Source organism: Erythrobacter sp. W36 (assembly GCF_057364935.1).
Genome location: NZ_CP200281.1, coordinates 1578266 through 1596760, shown reverse-complemented (window position 1 = coordinate 1596760; position 18495 = coordinate 1578266). Strand labels below are relative to the sequence as shown.

Here is an 18495-nt window from a genome sequence, read left to right as displayed (position 1 = left end):
ACAATGCAACCAACCGAACAGATTGTTCGCAATTAAATCAAGATGAGAAACCTCCAAATCAGCACTAGATTGCGCGGCCGAAAGTAATTGCGTCGACCCGTTCTCCGTTTGTCATACGGTAATATTTGGGGCGCTCACCAATCGGTGTAAAGCCGAGTTTGGCATACAGGTGCACCGCCGGATTGCCGCGCCGCATCTCCAGAAAAATCCGCTCAGAACCGCGGTTTCGCGCCGCTTTGAAGAGTTGCTCAATCAATATTTTGCCAAGGCCGCTGCCGCGATTTTCGGGGTGAACTGCGATCAATAGAAGCTCTTCTTCACCGGGAGCCGCGCGGGTCAGAACAAAGCCGCAGGCGCGCTGGCCGTCCGTATTGCCGCCTTCGTCCAATATCGTCCCATTCTGATCCACCAGCAAAGCATGCGTGTTAGACAGAGTTAGTGCGTCGGTGATTTGGCGGCGATTCCATGCCTCGCCGTAAGCTGGATCAAACGCGGCCTCCATCACGGTCATGATGTGATCGATGACGCAGGCGGGCGCTGTCATTGCGGGGCCCTTATTGCTTGCGGCTTGGCATCGGGCGCGCGGCCATAGATTGGTGAGAGGTCTGTGGTCAGCTTCGTTTCGTGCAGCAAGTTCACCTTGCTGGCATCGGGCAACAAATCGAGCGCGCGCCTGGGGCCAGAAAACATCGCTGCGAGTTCCTCGGCGCGGTTGCCGACAATCGTGTCATGTTCACAGGCAAGCTTTGCTGCATCTGGGGCGAGGGAGCGAACCTCATCGCAGCCGCCGCCTTCTGCAAAGTTTTGCACGAACCACTCGCCGTGTCCGCCATTCATGCACACGGTTACGCCGCGCGGAGTTGGTTGCCATGCGCGCACTGCGACCAGCGCCATGGTGGGATAGCCAAGCACTTCGGCGCCCCAAGCAAAGCCGAGCGCGCGGGCGGCGGCAATGCCGATGCGCACGCCGGTAAAGCTGCCCGGGCCAAGCGAGACGAGAATACGCGCCGCGCGGCCATTTCCGGGCAGTTCAGCAATCATCGGGATCAACCGTTCGGCATGTCCGCGCCCCAGCACAGCATGCTCATGCGCGACCAGTTTCGTCCCGTCGAACAGGGCAATTGAGCAGGCTTCGCTCGCCGTTTCTATGGCTAAAGTGCGCATGGGATTGCGCGATGCCCTAGAGCTGCGCTGCCTGCAAGTCTTAGAAATTGCGGCTCAAATGAGAGCGTCAGATAATTGTGTTGAACTTGCCAAAGTCGGGGCGCGGGGAGCGGCCAAAGATGCTTTCCGGATCGCCATATCCGATCGAGCAAATCCAGTCGGCTTTCACGCGCGGACTATCGGCGAAGAACTCCGACGTCACACCATCAAGATCGACGCCAGACATCGGCCCGCAATCAAGCCCAATCGCGCGGGCGGCCAGCATTAGATAAGCGCCTTGCAGAGCGGAATTGCGCCGTGCTCCGTCGATCCGTCCTGCCTCGTCGCCGTCGAACCAGCTCTTCGCATCGGTGTGCGGGAATAGCTCTGGCAGATGTTCGTGAAAGTCGATGTCATAGCCAATGATGACGCAGGCAGGGGCATTAGTGATTTTAGGCTTGTTCGCATCCATCGCATGCTTAGCAAGGCGCGATTTGGCATCGTCCGAGGTGCACCAGATGAAGCGCGCGGGCTGCATATTGGCCGAGGTTGGCGCCATTTTCAGCAAGTCGTGGATCTGATGGATCTGCGCGTCGCTAACCGGCTTGTCCAGCCAGTCATTATAGCTGCGAGCTTCGCCGAACAGCTGGTCGAGAGCGTCATCGCTGAGCACGGTGCCGTGAAATTGCTTGGTCATTGGAGGCTTTCAGTCGGGAGCAGATGGAATTGGCTTAGGCCGCGCGCACTTCGGTTACTTCAGGCACATAATGTTTCAGCAGGCCTTCGATCCCCTGCTTCAGCGTCGCGGTGCTGGACGGGCAGCCAGCGCAGGCCCCCTGCAAAGTGAGATAGACGACCCCGTCGCTAAATCCGCGATAGGCGATATCCCCGCCATCGCCTGCCACCGCTGGGCGAACGCGCGTTTCGAGCAGTTCGTTGATCGCGGCGATGATCTCTGCGTCTTCTTCCGATTCCTCGACCACATGCTCTGCGTCCGCTGGAACCGAGATGTCGCCCGCCGTTGCAGCGTTGAACAGCGGCGCCTCTGACACGAAGTGATCGAGCAGAATGGCCACCACTTGCGATTTGAGCGATCCCCAATCCGCACCGGGAGCCGCCGTGACAGTCACAAAATCGCTGCCGAAGAACACGTTGATCGTCTCGCCCGTATCAAAGATCGCTTGGGCAAGCGGGCTGGCCTCTGCCGCCTCTGGGCTGGAAAATTCGCGCGTGCCAGCGGTCATCACTGTCCGGCCGGGCAGGAATTTGAGGCTGGCGGGGTTCGGAGTGGTTTCGGTTTCTATGAACATGCTGACGTATTTAGGGTCGCTGCGAAGCCGCCACAAGACGTGTCAGCGCTCAAACCCGATAATAAAACCGCGCAAAATGACGCACAATCGCGTCTTATTGTGCAGCATTCACTATCCCTTCACACCATGCTTGCCTATATTCCGCCGATGAACGCGATTTTTCGGGCGCCCAAGGCCCTTTTCCTGCTTGCTGCTTCGGCGGCTTTGACATTCCCAGCGACGGCGCAAAATATAGAGCCCAACAGCTCTGACGAAGCGCCGCCTGAGGCGATCAGCGTGCCGAGCGCAGATCCGATCATTCCTCAGCCGAAAAAGCTGCAAGGCGCGGACGAAGTTCCGTGGCTTTATGAAAACAGCAACATTCCGGTCGACCGCGAGTGGCTATTTGGGAAGATGGACAATGGCCTGCGCTATGCCGTGCGCAAAAATGGCGTGCCGCCGGGACAGGTTTCGATCCGGGTTCGGATTGATGCAGGCTCCTTGCACGAGCGCGATTCTGAGCAAGGCTATGCGCACTTGCTGGAGCACTTGCTGTTCCGTGAGAGCAAATATCTGGGCCAAGCGAAGGCGATTGAAACGTGGCAGCGACTGGGCGCGACCTTTGGCAGTGATGCCAATGCGGAGACCAGCCCGACGCACACCGCTTACAAGCTCGATTTGCCGGGCGTGACGCGCGGGAAACTGGCGGAGAGTTTCAAGCTGCTCTCCGGCATGATCAAATCGCCTGTGCTGAGCGATGAGAATGTCGCGGCGGAATTGCCGATTGTGCTGGCGGAAAAGCGCGAGCGCGGCGGCGCAGCGGAGCGCGTGGGTGAGTTCACCCGGTCAGTGCTGTTCGCAGGCCAGCGTTTGGCCACCCGCACACCGATCGGCACTGAGGAAACCCTGCGCGGCGCGAATGGCGCGCTGGTGAAGGACTTCTATGACCGCTGGTATCGCCCAGAAAACACAGTGATTGTTGTGGTCGGTGATGCTCCGCCAGAGATTTTGGCGGGCCTGATTGAGCAATGGTTTGCCGATTGGGAAGGGACCGGCGAGGCTGGTGTTGCGCCAGATTTTGGCGATCCCGTGCCGCCAGCTGATGCGGCGAACACGCAAAGCGAGAGCGGACCGATTGGCGAGATCGGGGTGATGGTGGAGCCGGACCTGCCGCGCAGCCTGACCTATGCCGTGATGCGCCCTTGGCGGCAGGTGGAAGACACCATTGTCTACAACGAAGGGCTGATGATTGATGCGGTTTCGCAGGCGATCATCAACCGCCGTCTGGAATCGCGCGCGCGCTCTGGCGGCAGCTATCTTTATGCGCAGGTTCAGCAGGACGATGTCTCGCGCTCAACCGATGCGACTTTTGTGACCTTCGCGCCGCTGTCCGAAGATTGGGATGCAGCGATGACCGATGTGCGCGGCGTGATTGCTGATGCGCTGGAAAGCGGTCCGACACAGGAAGAGATCGACCGCGAAGTCGCCGAATTCGACATCGCTTTTGCCAATCAGGTGGAGCAGCGCACAGTCATCGCCGGGTCGAACCTGGCCGATACGCTGATTAATGCGGTCGACATTCGCGAGACCACCGCTTCTCCTGAAGTGGTGCTGGACGTGTTTCGCGGCACGAAACCGCGCTTCACCCCTGACGAAGTGCTCGCCGCGACGCGCAAGCTGTTCCAAGGCGATGTTGTGCGCGGCATCTATGTGACGCCGTCGGCTGGTGAAGCCGATGAGAGCGCAGTTCGCGTCGCGCTGGAACGCGCGGCGACCAGCGATGGCAGCTCGCGCCTCGCCGCCAGCACTGTGTCGTTTGACGAGCTGCCTGCCGTGGGTGAGCCGGGCACGATTGCCTCGCGCGCTCCGATTGGCCTGCTCGACATTGAACAGGTCGATTTTGACAATGGCGTTCGCGCGCTGCTGTGGTCCAACAATGCAGAGCCAGGACGCGTCGTCGTCAAGGTCCGCTTTGGCGCTGGCTACCGCGCATTTGATGATCAAACCGCGCCCTATGCCGCTTTGGGCACGACCGCATTGGTCGGCTCGGGCCTAGGCGAATTGGGCCAGGAAGAGCTCGACCGTCTAGCGACAGGGCGCAAGCTCGGCTTTGAGTTTCAGATCGACGATGCTGTTTTCACCTTCACCGCGCGTACGCGCTCTGCTGATGTGGCCGATCAGCTGTATCTGTTCGCTGCGAAGCTGGGCATGCCGCGTTGGGACAAAGACCCGGTCATCCGCGCCCGCGCTGCGGCTCAACTGGCGTATAATGCCTTTGCCACCAGTCCCAATGGCGTGATCAACCGCGATCTTGAGTACTTGCTGACCAATCGCGATCCGCGTTTTGCCACGCCTGATCCCGATGCTCTGGCTGATTTGACGCCAGAAGGTTTCCGCGAAGTGTGGGAGCCGCTGTTGTCGCAAGGGCCGGTTGAGGTTCTGGTGTTCGGCGAGTTTGACCGCGATGCCACGGTGGAGGCCCTGCGCAACACCTTTGGCGCGCTGGATGCGCGCGATCCGGTGCCTGCAGATGTGGCTGCGCGCGTGCCGGAATTCCCGGCTGGCGCTGGAGAGACGACGGTTCTCAATCACCGCGGTGACAAGAACCAGGCCGCCGCTGTGATCGCTTGGCCGAGCGGTGCGGGCGTCCAAAGACTGCGCGAATCCCGTCAGCTCGAAATCCTGATCCAAGTCTTCAACAACCGCCTGCTCGAGGCGATGCGGGAGCGTGCTGGCGCAAGCTATGCGCCGCAAATCCTCTCCAATTGGCCGACCGATTTGGAAAGCGGCGGGACGATCACCGCGCTGGCTCAATTGCAGCCGCAAGACGTGCCAGTGTTCTTCAGCGAGGCGGATAAGATCGCGCGCGATCTGGTCAACACGCCGCCGACCACGGAAGAGCTCGATCGGGTGACCGAACCGCTGCGGCAATTGTTCAGCCGTGCGTCCACTGGCAACACCTTCTGGCTGTATCAGCTGGAAGGCGCGACCACGGATCGCCGCCGGATTGCTTTGCTGCCAAGCCTGCTCAACGATTATTCGCAGACCACGCCGCAGGTGATGCAAGTGCTCGCAGGGCGGTATTTCGGGCGTCAGCCTGGATGGCGATTGGCGGTTATTCCTGAGGGCACCGAACTGGCCGAGGCATTGCCAGTGCCAGCGGGTGAGGGCGCTCCGGCGGCCGCCGCCGCGCCTGCGCCCCGCCCAGAGGTGATTGGGCGATAGCGGTAGGCCGGGCGCTTTTCAGGCGGTTTTTGACCGCTTTGAGGTGTCCACCAATCGGTTGAAGCGATCACAGCGACGCGAAATAATGTTGTCGCTGGGGCTATTGCGGCTTTACACATGTAACCTAGGGGCGATAACGGCGCTCCCTACAGGCGAGGGCATTCGGCAGTACCGCCATGCCTCTCGCTACAATTTTGGAAGAAGAATTCGACGTGTCAAACAATTGGTCCCCTGAAAGCTGGAAGTCCCACGAAGCAAAGCATTTGCCGAAGTATGAGGACCTGTCCGAATTGGCTGAGGCAGAGGCGACATTGGCGGCCTATCCGCCGCTGGTCTTTGCCGGGGAAGCGCGCGCGCTGAAATCCGATTTGGCGGACGTTGCCAATGGCAAGGCGTTTCTGCTGCAAGGCGGCGATTGCGCTGAGAGCTTTGCTGAATTCCACCCGAACAACATTCGCGATACCTTCCGCGCGCTGCTGCAAATGGCGGTAGTGCTGACCTTCGCCAGCAAGCATCCGGTAATCAAGGTCGGCCGGATGGCGGGCCAGTTTGCCAAGCCGCGTTCTTCCGACACAGAGACGGTCGGCGATGTGACCTTGCCGAGCTATTTCGGCGACAACATCAATGGGATCGAATTTGATCCGGTCCAGCGCCGCAATGATCCTGGCCGGATGGTGCGCGCCTATTCTCAAGCTGCGGCGACACTTAATCTGCTGCGCGCCTTTGCGGGTGGCGGCTATGCAAACCTGCGTCAGGTTCACCAATGGACGCTCGACTTTATGGGCCGCACGCCGTGGACCACTAAGTTCGCACAAATGGCGGACCGCATCGGCGAGTCGCTCGATTTTATGGAGGCTTGCGGCGTTGATCCTGCAACAGTGCCGCAACTCCAGGGCACCAGTTTTTACACTAGCCACGAAGGCCTGCTGCTGCCGTATGAGCAAGCGCTCACGCGGCAGGATTCGCTGACTGGTCAATGGTTTGCGACCAGCGCACACATGCTGTGGATTGGCGATCGCACCCGCTTCCCGGGCAGCGCGCATATCGAATTTGCGCGCGGCATCGGCAATCCGCTGGGCATGAAATGCGGGCCGAGCCTTGAGCCGGATGCTCTGATCGAATTGCTCGATATCCTGAACCCATCGCGCGAAGCGGGCCGGATCACGCTGATCTCTCGCTTTGGCCACGACAAAGTCACCGAAGGCCTGCCTAAGCTGGTCCGTGCGGTTGAGCGCGAGGGCCATCCGGTGGTGTGGAGCTGTGATCCGATGCACGGCAATGTCGTGAAGTCTGAGACCGGGTTTAAGACGCGGCCATTCGACCGTATCCTGACCGAGGTGAAGGGCTTCTTTGATGTGCACCGCGCAGAGGGCACGCATCCGGGCGGCATCCATATTGAGATGACCGGCCAGGACGTGACCGAATGCGTCGGCGGCGCGGTGGCGATCACTGATGAGCGCCTGGGCGATCGTTATCACACGCATTGCGATCCGCGCCTCAATGCAGAGCAGTCGCTTGAGCTGGCGTTTTTACTCGCTGAGATGCTTAATCAAGAAGTTGTCGGACGTCAGGCCAACGCGGCGTAATCGCGCGACACCCTAAGCCGAACTGACTGATTTCGCTGCGGCGGCGAGCATTATGCTTGCTGCGCCGTAAAACGCGCGCCTCCATGCATTAGGTGAAAACCCGCATACGGCCCCGGCCAAGCGGTTGACGCTTTCCCGCTAACGCCTGGCGATTATGGATCGAGGGCACATCACGGGGCCGGTATGTTGACCGGGGAAGCAGGGAACAGCGCGCTGTTTGCCGCCTGCATCCTGTTGGGTGTCGTGGCGATGGTGTTCGTCGTCGCCACGGTGAATGCACGCCGCGAGAGCCGCTTTGCCGCGCGCATCGCTCGCGAACGCGGCGAACGCATGAGTGAGCTGCTCCGCACGGTGCGCATGGCGGAAAACATCGCTGACCTTGGCATCTGGCAATACGACCCCGCAAACGGCGCGCAGCAATGGTCCGATGGCATGCGCACGCTGTTTGGCATGGCGAAGGATGAAGAGTTCATCGATGGCGACGCAGAAACCGTCCTGTTTGCCAATGATATCGACTTGGTCGGCCAAGTCACTGCGCGGTCCAAGGAAGTTGGGCCGTACGAACTGCATTATGACATTCATGGCTATGACGGCATGCCGCGCTCAATCTCGGTTCAGGCGTGCAATCTGCACAATGGCTCTGGCGAGGTCGCGCGCGTTGTTGCCGTGGTGCGCGATGTGACCGACCAGGTTCAGCGCGAACGCAAGCTGGAGCGCTCCCGCGTCTCGGCGCTGCAAGAGGCGAGTGTTGCCCGCAAGCTAGCCGAAACCGATCCGCTGACCGGGCTCGCCAATCGCCGCCGGGTGATGGCGGTGCTCGATCAACAAGTGGTGCAATCCCAAAAGAATGGCGAGCCGCTCTCTCTGATCCTGTTTGATATTGATCACTTTAAATCGGTGAACGACACCTATGGCCATCCGCATGGTGACCGCGTGCTGCAAGAGGTAGCCAAGATCGCCATGGAGCAAGCGCGCGAAGGCGATGTCGTTGGCCGGGTTGGCGGCGAGGAATTCGTCTGGATCGTGCCCGGCGCTGACAATTCCTATACTCGCATCATTTCAGAGCGATTGCGGCTGGCGATTTCCATGGGCACCGCCATCGAGGACAAGCCTCCGGTGACCATAAGTGTTGGCTTCACCAGCCTTGTAGCAGGCGACGCGCCGCTCAAATTGTTCGCCCGCGCTGATACGGCTTTGTATGATGCGAAAGGCGCGGGGCGTAACCGCGTTCGGATGGCGGCCTAAGCAACTCAGCCCGGCAAGTTTGCAACCTATTGTTGCGGGCTGCGCCTTTCAATTTTCACAAGTTTCGGGCATTGCGCCATTGCTGAGCGATTGGAAACGCTCGCAAATTGGGAGGCGCGCGTGCCGCTGACATCGCCGGAACACCCAGTGCGCAAGGCGGAGCCTCGCCCGGATTTGGCTGAGCAATATTGCTCGACCCGGGCGCTGATGGAGGCTTTGACCGAGCGTTTGTCGGACGCCGACGCCACGGTGCAATCCATGGAAGACGCCTCGCCAGCGAAATGGCATTTGGCGCACACCAATTGGTTTTGGGAGACCTTCCTGCTGCGCGATTATGCGCCGGGTTACACGCTCTATAACGAAGACTGGCCGTTCCTGTTCAACTCGTACTACGAGGCGGAAGGGGAGCGGATTGCGCGCTTTTCCCGCGGCGCTTTATCGCGCCCGGCGCTGGATGAAATTCGCGATTGGCGCAGAGCTGTTGATCGCGCGATGGAGCCGCTGATCGGTGACCCAGCGCGCGCTGATCTGATCGCTTTGGGCATCGCGCATGAGCAGCAGCACATCGAATTGCTGCTGACCGATATCAAACACGCGCTGTTCCAAAACCCGCTCGGCCCCGCGATGTGGGACGGGTCGCCAGAGGCAGCGATGTCGGCGGGCGGTGCAGGCGGCGTGGCCGATGCGGGTTGGAATGAGCATCCCGGTGGCATTGCTCTGATCGGGCATGACCATAATGAGAGCGCCGAGTTTGCGTTCGACAATGAGGGGCCGCGCCACCGCGTCCTGCTGGAGCCGTTTGCCATGTCACGCCGACTGGTGACGAACCGGCAATGGGACGAATTTATCGCCGATGGCGGCTACACCACCGCGTCTTTATGGCTCTCAGACGGCTGGGCCTGGGCGCGGGAAAACGGCATCACCTCTCCCCTCTATTGGCGCGAGCGCGGCGGCGCGGGCGAGCATTTCACCCATCAAGGCTGGCAAATGCGCGATCCCGATGCGCCGGTCACCCATATCTCTTATTTTGAGGCGGATGCCTTTGCCAGCTGGGCGAGAATGCGCCTGCCGACCGAGTTTGAATGGGAAGCGATTGCGCGCGGCCAGGATGGGGAGGGCAGCGCGCCTGCTCACGATGCCTCGTCCGGCAACCAATTGGACGGCGCCCATGCCCCGGCTCAGCATGGCGGGGAGGCTTTGTTCGGCGATTGCTGGCAATTCACACGCTCGGCCTATCTGCCTTACCCCCGCTTTGCGCCCGCAGGCGGCGCGGTGGGCGAATACAATGGCAAATTTATGAGCGGTCAGTTCGTTCTGAAGGGCGCCAGCTGCGCCACCGTGCGCGGGCATTCGCGCGCGTCCTATCGCAATTTCTTCTACCCGCATCAGCGCTGGCAATTCACCGGTCTGCGCCTTGCCAAAGACCTTTAAGGCCAAGGATAATTGATGAGTTCTCAAGAAGGCATTGCGCTCGTGAACCGCGATGATGATGGAGTGGATACCGCGTTTCGCAGCGATGTTCTGGCCGGGCTGTCGCAGCCGCAAAAGGCGATTTCTGCGCGCTGGCTGTATGACGATGCCGGATCGCAATTGTTCGAAGACATCACGCAGATCCCGGAATATTATCCGACCCGCGCCGAGACCGAGATTTTACGAGAGCGAGGCGCAGAATTTGCTGAGCTGATCGGGCCGGGCCGCGCTGTGGTGGAGTTCGGCTCTGGCAGCTCGGTGAAAACGCCCCTGCTGCTCTCTGCGATTGAACCCAGCGCCTATGTCCCGCTCGATATCTCGGGCGATTTTTTACGCGCAGCGGCGGCGGATCTGGCGGCGAAATTTCCCGGTCTGCCGGTCCATCCGGTAGAGGCTGATTTTATGCGGCAGGTTGCATTGCCCGATGCGGTTTCTGACCTGCCGAAGCTCGGCTTTTTCCCCGGCTCGACGATTGGCAATATGGTGCCGCGCACGGCGGTCGATTTGCTGCGCAATATGCGTGAGACATTGGGTGAGGGCGCCCGCCTGCTGATCGGTATGGATCTGATCAAGGATCGCGCAGTTCTGGTCGATGCCTATGACGATGCCGCCGGGGTAACGGCAGATTTCAACCTCAATCTGCTGCGCAGGGTCAACCGCGAGCTCGGCAGCGATATTCCGACGCAAGCCTTCGCGCATGAGGCGCGTTGGAATGATGACTTTGCGCGCATTGAAATGCATTTGGTGGCGCAGAGCGATCTCGATTTTTCCGTTTCAGGCACGCATTTTGCGATGACGCGCGGCGAGACGATCCACACAGAAAACAGCCATAAGTTCAATCGCCGCACGGCAAACATGCTGCTGCTCGCGAGTGGATGGGACCCGCAGCAGCGCTGGCTTGACAGCGAAGAGCGTTTTTCGCTGATCCTGGCCGAGGCGAAGCCGCCAAAATCCGCGCCATAAGCGCTTTCTAACAAGCCCCTCAATTCCTTCGAAACCGAAAGGCGCGCCCGCGCGTTACCCCGCCATGGCACATTCAATCGAAACCGTCGCAATCATCGGCGCTGGCATGGCCGGGCTCAGCTGCGCCGCGCAATTGGCGGCGGCGGGCAAGCAGGTCGTGATCTTTGACAAGGGACGCGGCCCCGGTGGGCGCATGGCTGCTCGGCGCGCAGAGATTGCGGGCGAAACGGTCGGCTTTGATCACGGGGCGCAGTTCTTCACCGCGCGCGATCCCGCTTTCAAAGAGGCTGTGCGCGAGTGGCAAGAATTGGGCGTGGTCGCGCCTTGGCCAGCGGCGGGTGACGATGCCTTTGTTGGGACACCGGGCATGAATGGTCCGATCCGCGCGATGGGCAGCGCGCTTGGCGTTGAGTGGGGCACCCGGATCGAACGCCTGCACCGCGATGGTGACCGCTGGAAGCTGGAGACAGCCGATAAGAGCTTTGCCGCAGACGCGATTGTGTGCGCGGTTCCGGCGGAGCAAGCGAGCGTTTTGCTGGCCGAGGTCGCGCCAGAACTGGCCGCCGCCGCATCGCAGGTGCAATCTGCGCCGTGCTGGGCCGTGATGGCGGCGTTTGGCGAGAAGCTCGGCATTGAGGCGGACTGCCTGCGCGATCCCGAAGCGGGGATCTCTTGGGCCGCGCGCAATTCGGCCAAGCCTGAAAGAAACGGCGGCGAATGCTGGGTGCTGCACGCCAGCCCAGAGCGCAGCCGCGAAGTGCTTGACCTGCCTAAGGAGGAGGTGGCCGAGATTTTGCTCGCCGACTTCTTCGCGCAAACCGGGGCAGCGCCCGCGAAGCCGATCCACTTAACCGCGCACCGCTGGCTTTATGCGATGGCTGAGCCAGTCGCGGGCGAACCAGCGCGTTATGACGATGATAAACGGATCGGCATTGCCGGGGATTATCTGCACAGTCCGCGCGTTGAAGGTGCGTTTCTGTCAGGCCGCGCTTTGGCCGCAAAAATGCTCGGCTAGAATTGCTCACGGCGCGAGCGCGCTCGTTCATGGAAAAGCACGGCAATTGTTCCTATGTTTAGAGGCAATGAGCCTCGACAACCTCTTTTCCAACATCGCTGGCGCGTTCACCGCCGTTCCGCGCTCGGAATTGTTGATGCTCGCGGTGGCAGCGGTGATGGCCGGAGTGCTCGGCTCGCTGATGATCCGCCGCGAGGTTGCGTTCGGCAAATTTGTGCGCGCGGGCAGCACTTTGGTGCTGGTCGGCATTCTGTGCACCGTCATCATTCAACTGTCGCGCTTTGACCCGCGCATCGAAGTGGCTGTGCCGCAGCTTGGCCTGCCTCAGCAAGTTGTGGAGGGCGGCGAGACCCGCATTCCGATCAGCCAAGATGGACATTTCTGGCTGCGCGCGGAGCTCAACGGGGTGCCTGCCAATTTTCTGGTCGATACTGGTGCGACGCTGACCGCGATATCGCAAGGTTTGGCGGATCAGGCAGGCATAGAGCCGCGCACGGGTGGGCTGCCAGTCACCATCGGCACAGCGAACGGACCGGTGGAGGCGTCTCTTGGCACAATTGACGAGCTGCGCTTTGGCAATGTGGCTGCGCGCGGGCTTGATGTCGTGATCGCGCCTAGCCTGGGCAACACCAATGTGATCGGTATGAACCTGCTGTCGCGGCTCGCATCATACCGCGTCGACAATCAGACCAATGAGATGATCCTGGAGCCGAACAATCCGCAGGAGCCATTGGAGCTGCGCTGAGGCACTTGGCGAAGACGCGTGTTTGCGGTGCACGTTATCGGCGTTCGATTAAGTGCGCGATTTCAACGATTTGGGTAAGGAAAATGGCTGGGGTGGTAGGGATCGAACCTACGAATGCCGCTACCAAAAAGCGGTGCCTTACCACTTGGCCACACCCCAGCAGAGCGCGCTATATAGCGCCGCCATTTTATATGTGAAGGGGCGCAAGGCACATTTTTGCCTGTGCGCCCCTTTTATCGCTTCAGCCGGTCAGATTGCCTTGCCTTCAAAGTCCGCCGCAGAGTGACGCTCTAGCAGCTGCTCATTTTCTTCGCCCCAGGCTTTGTTGACGATCCGGCCCCGTTTCACAGCCGGGCGAGCGGAGATTTCCTCCACCCAGCGGGCGACGTTCTTGTACTCATCGATCGACAGGAAGGTCTTGGCTTCGTTGTAGATTTTGCCCTCGACGAAAGGCGCAAGCCACGGGTAATTGGCCATATCTGCGATGGTGTATTCAGCGCCGCCAAGGAAGCGAGATTCGGCCAAGCGCTGGTCTGCGACATCGAAAATCCGCTTCGTTTCCATTGCATAGCGATTGATCGGATATTCGTATTTCTCCGGCGCATAGGCATAGAAATGGCCAAAGCCGCCGCCGATGAACGGCCCGGTACCAACCTGCCAGAACAGCCAGCTCATCACCTCTGCGCGCGCAGCCGGTTCTGTTGGCAGAAACGCGCCGAATTTCTCTGCAAGGTGCACCAAAATGGCCGCCGATTCGAACACGCGGAACGGTTTGTCGCCGCTCTTGTCGAGTAGGGCAGGAATTTTTGAATTCGGGTTGATCTCCACAAAGCCGCTGGTGAATTGCGCGCCTTCGCCGATGTTCACGGTGTAGGCGTCATATTCTGCGCCCGTGTGGCCTGCTTCCAGCAGCTCCTCCAGCATGATCGTGGCCTTTACCCCATTGGGCGTCGCCAGCGAGTACAGCTGAAACGGATTGTCGCCTTGCGGCAATTCCTTGGTCTCGCGCGCACCCGCAGTTGGGCGGTTGATGCTGGCAAAACGTCCGCCGTTTTCGGTGTCATTGGTCCAGACTTCTGGCGGGGTGTAAGTGGGATCGGCCATTCTATGTGCTCCTTAGCTGGGAGGGGGGTGTCGTTCTGACCCGTGGGCCATGAAGTGGGGCATGTTTGCGCCGCGTGCAACCATGACGGATGGGGCAGCGGGTTCATTTTCGCTGCTAGCCAGAATAGCGAAACTTTGCGCAGGTGATTGCAGCACCATCTCTCATCCCTTTGATGCGCGGTGATAAACCGCTAAAGGGTCCGCCAGACACCAATTCGGAGCGTGCCCACGTGACAGCCAGCAGCCATTCTTTTTACGACATGCACAGCCACGGATTTGTGCGCGTGGCGACATGCACGCCGTGCTCGCGCCCTGCCGATGTGGCTTACAACACCGCTGGCGTGATCGCCGAGGCGAAGAAGGCGCATGCGCAAAATGTCGATCTGGTGGTTTATCCAGAGCTGACTTTGTCGTCCTATGCGATTGACGACCTGCTGCTGCAGCAGGCTTTGCTGGTCCGGGTGGAGGAGGCGATGGGCGAGGTGATCGAGGCCTCGCGCGATCTTTCGCCCGTGCTGGTGATTGGCGCGCCGCTGAAACGCGGGGACAAGGTTTACAATTGCGCTGCGGTGATTGCGAATGGCGAATTGCTGGGCGTGATCCCGAAAAGCTATCTGCCCAATTACCGCGAGTTCTACGAGAAGCGCTATTTCGCGCATGGGCGCGGCTGCGAAGATCTATGGATCGCGGTGAACGGCGAAGAAGTTCCGTTCGGCACGGATGTGGTCTTTGCCGCGAGCAACCTGCCCGGTTTCACATTCGGCGTGGAGATTTGCGAAGATTTCTGGGCGCCCAATCCTCCCGGAACTATGGCCGCGCTCGCCGGGGCTCAGATCCTGTGCAACCTTTCCGCTTCGCCGATTACCATTGGCCGCGCGGATGACCGCCATTTGCACTGCCGCTCCAGCTCCGCCCGCTCGATTTGCGCCTATGTCTATTCGGCCAGCGGCCACGGCGAAAGCACCACCGATCTCGCATGGGATGGGCAGGGCGTAATTTACGAGCTGGGCGGATTGATGGCGGAGAGCACGCGCTTTGATCTGGAGCCGGAGCTGTGCGTGGTCGACATTGACACTCAGCGGATCGCGGCTGAGCGCGTTCGCAACCAGACCTTTGCCGACGCGGCAGAGGCGCATGGGCGGCCAGAGGACAGCTATCGCCGGATCGTGTTCGACCATGCTGGTGTTGCCGAGGATGGTGCGTTGGATAAGGGCCTGATCCGTCCGGTTCGCCGTTTCCCATTTGTGCCGAACAACGCAAAGACGCTGGACGAGGATTGCTACGAAGCGTTCAACATTCAGGTCGATGCCCTGATGCGGCGGATCACCGCGACCCATGCCAAGTCTTTGATTATCGGTATTTCTGGCGGGCTCGATAGCACCCATGCGCTGATCGTATCGGCGAAAGCCTGCGACCGGCTGGGGATGCCGCGCACCGCCATTCGCGGCTATACCATGCCCGGCTTTGCAACCTCTGACAGCACGAAGTCGAATGCGTGGAAGCTGATGGAGGCAATGGAGATCACCGCTGAGGAGATCGACATAAAGCCAGCGGCCACGCGGATGCTGGAGGATATGAAGCACCCGTTTGCGGGCGGTGAGCCGGTCTATGATGTGACCTTTGAAAACGTTCAGGCCGGGCTGCGCACCGATTATCTGTTCCGCCTGGCCGGGCAGCACTCCGGCTTTGTCGTGGGTACCGGCGATTTGTCAGAGCTGGCGCTGGGTTGGTGCACATATGGCGTTGGCGATCACATGAGCCATTACGGCGTGAATGCGGGCGTGCCGAAGACGCTGATCCAATATTTGATCCGCTGGACGATCCAGACGGAGCAATTCAGCAATGTCTGCAGCGATGTCTTGGGCGCAGTGCTCGACACCGAAATCTCGCCAGAGCTGGTGCCAGCGGGCGAAGATGGCGCGATCCAGAGCACAGAGGAACGGATTGGGCCGTATGAGCTTAACGACTTCTTCCTCCACCACACCATCCGCTATGGTCAGCGCCCGTCCAAGGTCGCGTTTTTGGCCTATCACGCGTGGCGCAATGCGCAGGCGGGCAAATGGCCCGATGGCTTTCCAGAAAATCGCAAGAACGAATACGACCTTGCCACCATTGCCGGTTGGCTTGAGAGTTTCGTCAAACGCTTCTTCGCCTTCAGCCAGTTTAAACGCAGCGCCTTGCCCAACGGGCCAAAGGTCAGCTCGCAAGGCGCGTTGTCGCCGCGCGGCGATTGGCGCGCGCCATCGGATGCAGTGGCCGATGTGTGGCTGGAAGATCTAAAAGCCGGGCTTCCCAGCCTAAAATGATGACTAATGCGCTGTTAACTTGTCCTTAGCTCGTCTCACGTAAAACCCCGAAAATATAAGAAGTTGGGGTGAGAGATGGCAATCGAGATATGGCTGGCGCTGGCATGCGTGCTGGTTGCCGGAATGCAGATTGGTTTTCTGTTTTTAGAGGCTGGATTCGTCCGCTCTAAGAACAGCATCAACGTGTCGATGAAGAACCTCGCGGACTTCGTCGTCGCCGTTCTCGTGTTCCATATTGTTGGCGCGGCCATCATGTTTGGCGGGGGCTTTGGCCTCATTGGATTTGACGCTGGTTTGCTCGGCTATTCGGGCGAAGGCTCGGTCACACTCTTCCTCCTATTCCAAGCTTTGTTCTGCGGCACGGCGGCGACCATTGTCTCCGGCGCGGTTGCAGAGCGTATGCGTTTCTCCGCCTATATTTTCATGACATTGCCGCTGACGGCGCTGATCTATCCCATGATCGGGCACTGGGCCTGGGCAAGCTATTTGCCTGGTGGCAGCGGTGAAGGTTGGCTGCAGCAATTGGGCTTTATCGATTTTGCTGGCAGCAGCGTCGTTCACCTCGCTGGCGGCGCAGCGGCTTTGGGCATCTTGCTGGTGGTTGGCGCGCGTGATGGCCGCTTTGACCGCGGCGAAGGCGAAGATGATGACGCCATGCGCGCAATCCACGGCCACAGCCCGATCCTGACCGGCGGCGGCGCGCTGATCCTGCTTGTCGGCTGGCTCGGCTTTAACACCGGCACTTTGGAGCCGGGCAGCGACGATTTTGCGCGCGCTCTATCCAACACCCTGTTTGCGGGCGCAGCAGCAGCCTGTGCCGCAGCGGTCACGGGCTATTACCGCGACGGTTATTACCGCGCTGACAGGATCGTCAACGGTCTGCTCGTCGGCCTGGTGGTGATCACCGCCAGCGCGCCTTACGCGCATTCCTTGGGCGCGATTGGTGCGGCCGCTTTGATCGCCGTTGGCAGCGTCTTCTTCGCCGACTGGCTGGAGCGCACACACCGTGTTGATGATGCGGTTTATGCGGTCAGTGTGCACGGGTTTGGCGGTTTCTTTGGGACATTGGCTGTCGCCTTTATCGTGCCAGCAGATCGCCTCAGCCACGGCGTTCTCACACAATTGGGCGTGCAAATCCTCGGCGCGTTCAGCATTGGCGTGTTCGCATTTATGACGATGGGTCTGATTGCAAACGCCATGCACACGCGCGGCAAGTTGCGCGTGCCGCTGGAGGACGAGCGGCGCGGGCTGAACCTGTCGGAACACCGCGCTCTGTTGGGCAATGCAGAACTGTCGCGGACCTTGAGCAAGATCAACAGCGGCGATGCCGATCTCAGCACGCGCCTTGATGTCGATCCGTTCGAAGAGGGCGGCGATATTGCCGAGGAACTCAACGCGTTTCTCGACCGGGTGCAAGCCACCGAAAGGCTCGCGGCGGACAAATTGCGCGCGGAGCAAGATGAGCTTGCGAGCATGGTGACGCGGGAGCGCGACCGGGCGGATACCACCACCAAAGTGCTGCGCGAGTTTCAGAGAGATTTTGCCGGACTGGTGCAGCAATTGAACGCGCAGGCCCGCGATCTGGCAACCGGGTCTGAACGGCTTGCCGCCCATTCGCATGAGTCCGGCGAACAAGTCGGTCATGCCAGCGCTCAGGCTGATGCAACGCTGAGCATGGCGGAGCAGATGGCCAAGGGGGCGCAGCTTCTCAGCGAGACCTTGGAGCTGGTCGGAACGCGCGTTGCCGATGCCAATGCGGCGGCCACCCATGCGGATCAAGCGAGCGATCGCGGCGCGCAAATTGCCGGTCAGCTGGAGCTGTCAGCGAAGGAAATCGGCAAGCTGGTCGCGATGATCAAATCGATCTCGGACAGGACTGGATTGCTCGCTCTAAACGCGCGGATCGAGGCCGCGCGCGCTGGCGAGGCGGGCAAAGGTTTCTCCGTGGTGTCGAGCGAAGTGGCGCAATTGTCCAAGCAGACCCAGGAAGCCTCGAGCGAAATCTCGACCATCGTCGGATCGCTGTCTGGCCTGATTGGCGAGTCCATCGCGCAATTCCGCGCGATTGATGCCTCGATTGAAACCGTGGGCGAGATGGCCGCAGTTGCCGCAAGCTCGGTCGAACAGCAACGCACGACCAGCGCGGAACTGACCGGATTGATCGACGGTGTTCGCCGCAAGGCTTTGGACAGCGGCAGCGCGGTTGCGCAAGTGTCAGAGAACTTTGCGTTGGCCAGCAAGACGATTGATAAAATCGACAACAGCTCAGGCCAATTGGAGGCCTTGGCAACACAGATCGACCGAGAGGTTGAAAGCCTGCGTCAGCGCTTTTCCGACGATGGCCTGTCCGCCGAACCCGCCGAGTAATTCGCCCGAGGTTCCAAACACAAACGCGCCGGACAAC

14 protein-coding genes and 1 tRNA gene are annotated in these 18495 nt (G+C 60.2%); 9 read left to right on the top strand and 6 right to left on the bottom strand.

The window, feature by feature from the left end; translation table 11 throughout:
• Window positions 1-64: 64 nt before the first annotated feature.
• The 4 genes from AC0V6U_RS07815 to AC0V6U_RS07800 all read right to left on the bottom strand — a co-directional run bounded on the left by AC0V6U_RS07815 (window position 65) and on the right by AC0V6U_RS07800 (window position 2453).
• Window positions 65-544: a GNAT family N-acetyltransferase gene (locus tag AC0V6U_RS07815; protein WP_472645596.1), complete on the bottom strand. Its 480-nt coding sequence runs from the start codon at window positions 542-544 to the stop codon at window positions 65-67.
• Window positions 541-1164 (bottom strand): tRNA (adenosine(37)-N6)-threonylcarbamoyltransferase complex dimerization subunit type 1 TsaB, encoded by a 624-nt coding sequence (gene tsaB, locus AC0V6U_RS07810; protein ID WP_472645595.1) that lies wholly within the window; start codon window positions 1162-1164, stop codon window positions 541-543. The genes AC0V6U_RS07815 and tsaB overlap by 4 nt, the downstream gene beginning before the upstream one ends.
• Window positions 1165-1231: 67 nt before the next feature.
• On the bottom strand, window positions 1232-1840 hold the full coding sequence (locus tag AC0V6U_RS07805) for a malonic semialdehyde reductase (RefSeq protein ID WP_472645594.1): 609 nt from the start codon (window positions 1838-1840) through the stop codon (window positions 1232-1234).
• A gap of 34 nt (window positions 1841-1874) precedes the next feature.
• On the bottom strand, window positions 1875-2453 hold the full coding sequence (locus AC0V6U_RS07800; RefSeq protein ID WP_472645593.1) for a NifU family protein: 579 nt from the start codon (window positions 2451-2453) through the stop codon (window positions 1875-1877).
• Window positions 2454-2600: 147 nt separating this feature from the next.
• Here AC0V6U_RS07800 and AC0V6U_RS07795 point away from each other — a divergent pair, with 147 nt between their 5' ends.
• The 7 genes from AC0V6U_RS07795 (at window position 2601) to AC0V6U_RS07765 (ending at window position 12681) form a co-directional block, all read left to right on the top strand.
• On the top strand, window positions 2601-5657 hold the full coding sequence (locus AC0V6U_RS07795; RefSeq protein WP_472645592.1) for a M16 family metallopeptidase: 3057 nt from the start codon (window positions 2601-2603) through the stop codon (window positions 5655-5657).
• 212 nt (window positions 5658-5869) lie between these two features.
• Window positions 5870-7243: a class II 3-deoxy-7-phosphoheptulonate synthase gene (locus AC0V6U_RS07790; RefSeq protein ID WP_472645726.1), complete on the top strand. Its 1374-nt coding sequence runs from the start codon at window positions 5870-5872 to the stop codon at window positions 7241-7243.
• Window positions 7244-7426: 183 nt separating this feature from the next.
• On the top strand, window positions 7427-8488 hold the full coding sequence (locus AC0V6U_RS07785) for a GGDEF domain-containing protein (RefSeq protein WP_472645591.1): 1062 nt from the start codon (window positions 7427-7429) through the stop codon (window positions 8486-8488).
• 126 nt (window positions 8489-8614) lie between these two features.
• Complete coding sequence (gene egtB, locus AC0V6U_RS07780; RefSeq protein WP_472645725.1) at window positions 8615-9919, top strand: ergothioneine biosynthesis protein EgtB; 1305 nt, start codon at window positions 8615-8617, stop codon at window positions 9917-9919.
• A gap of 15 nt (window positions 9920-9934) precedes the next feature.
• Complete coding sequence (gene egtD, locus AC0V6U_RS07775; RefSeq protein ID WP_472645590.1) at window positions 9935-10921, top strand: L-histidine N(alpha)-methyltransferase; 987 nt, start codon at window positions 9935-9937, stop codon at window positions 10919-10921.
• A 64-nt stretch (window positions 10922-10985) separates the two neighbouring features.
• A complete protein-coding gene (locus tag AC0V6U_RS07770) occupies window positions 10986-11936 on the top strand; it encodes an NAD(P)/FAD-dependent oxidoreductase (RefSeq protein ID WP_472645589.1) in 951 nt (316 codons plus the stop codon).
• Between the two features lie 67 nt (window positions 11937-12003).
• A complete protein-coding gene (locus AC0V6U_RS07765; RefSeq protein WP_472645588.1) occupies window positions 12004-12681 on the top strand; it encodes a retropepsin-like aspartic protease family protein in 678 nt (225 codons plus the stop codon).
• 84 nt (window positions 12682-12765) lie between these two features.
• Here the strand turns inward: AC0V6U_RS07765 and AC0V6U_RS07760 are convergent.
• Both AC0V6U_RS07760 and yghU read right to left on the bottom strand, forming a co-directional pair.
• Window positions 12766-12840 (bottom strand) — tRNA-Gln (locus tag AC0V6U_RS07760).
• A gap of 90 nt (window positions 12841-12930) precedes the next feature.
• Entirely contained in the window at window positions 12931-13785 is an 855-nt protein-coding gene (gene yghU, locus AC0V6U_RS07755) for a glutathione-dependent disulfide-bond oxidoreductase (RefSeq protein WP_472645587.1), read from the bottom strand.
• A gap of 230 nt (window positions 13786-14015) precedes the next feature.
• On the opposite strand from yghU, the gene AC0V6U_RS07750 reads away from it, so the two are divergent.
• Together AC0V6U_RS07750 and AC0V6U_RS07745 are read left to right on the top strand one after the other, a co-directional pair.
• A complete protein-coding gene (locus AC0V6U_RS07750; protein WP_486169422.1) occupies window positions 14016-16091 on the top strand; it encodes an NAD(+) synthase in 2076 nt (691 codons plus the stop codon).
• Window positions 16092-16166: 75 nt separating this feature from the next.
• Window positions 16167-18458 carry a methyl-accepting chemotaxis protein gene (locus AC0V6U_RS07745; RefSeq protein ID WP_472645586.1) on the top strand — a complete coding sequence of 764 codons (2292 nt, stop codon included), beginning with the start codon at window positions 16167-16169 and terminating at the stop codon, window positions 18456-18458.
• The last annotated feature ends 37 nt before the right edge of the window (window positions 18459-18495 follow it).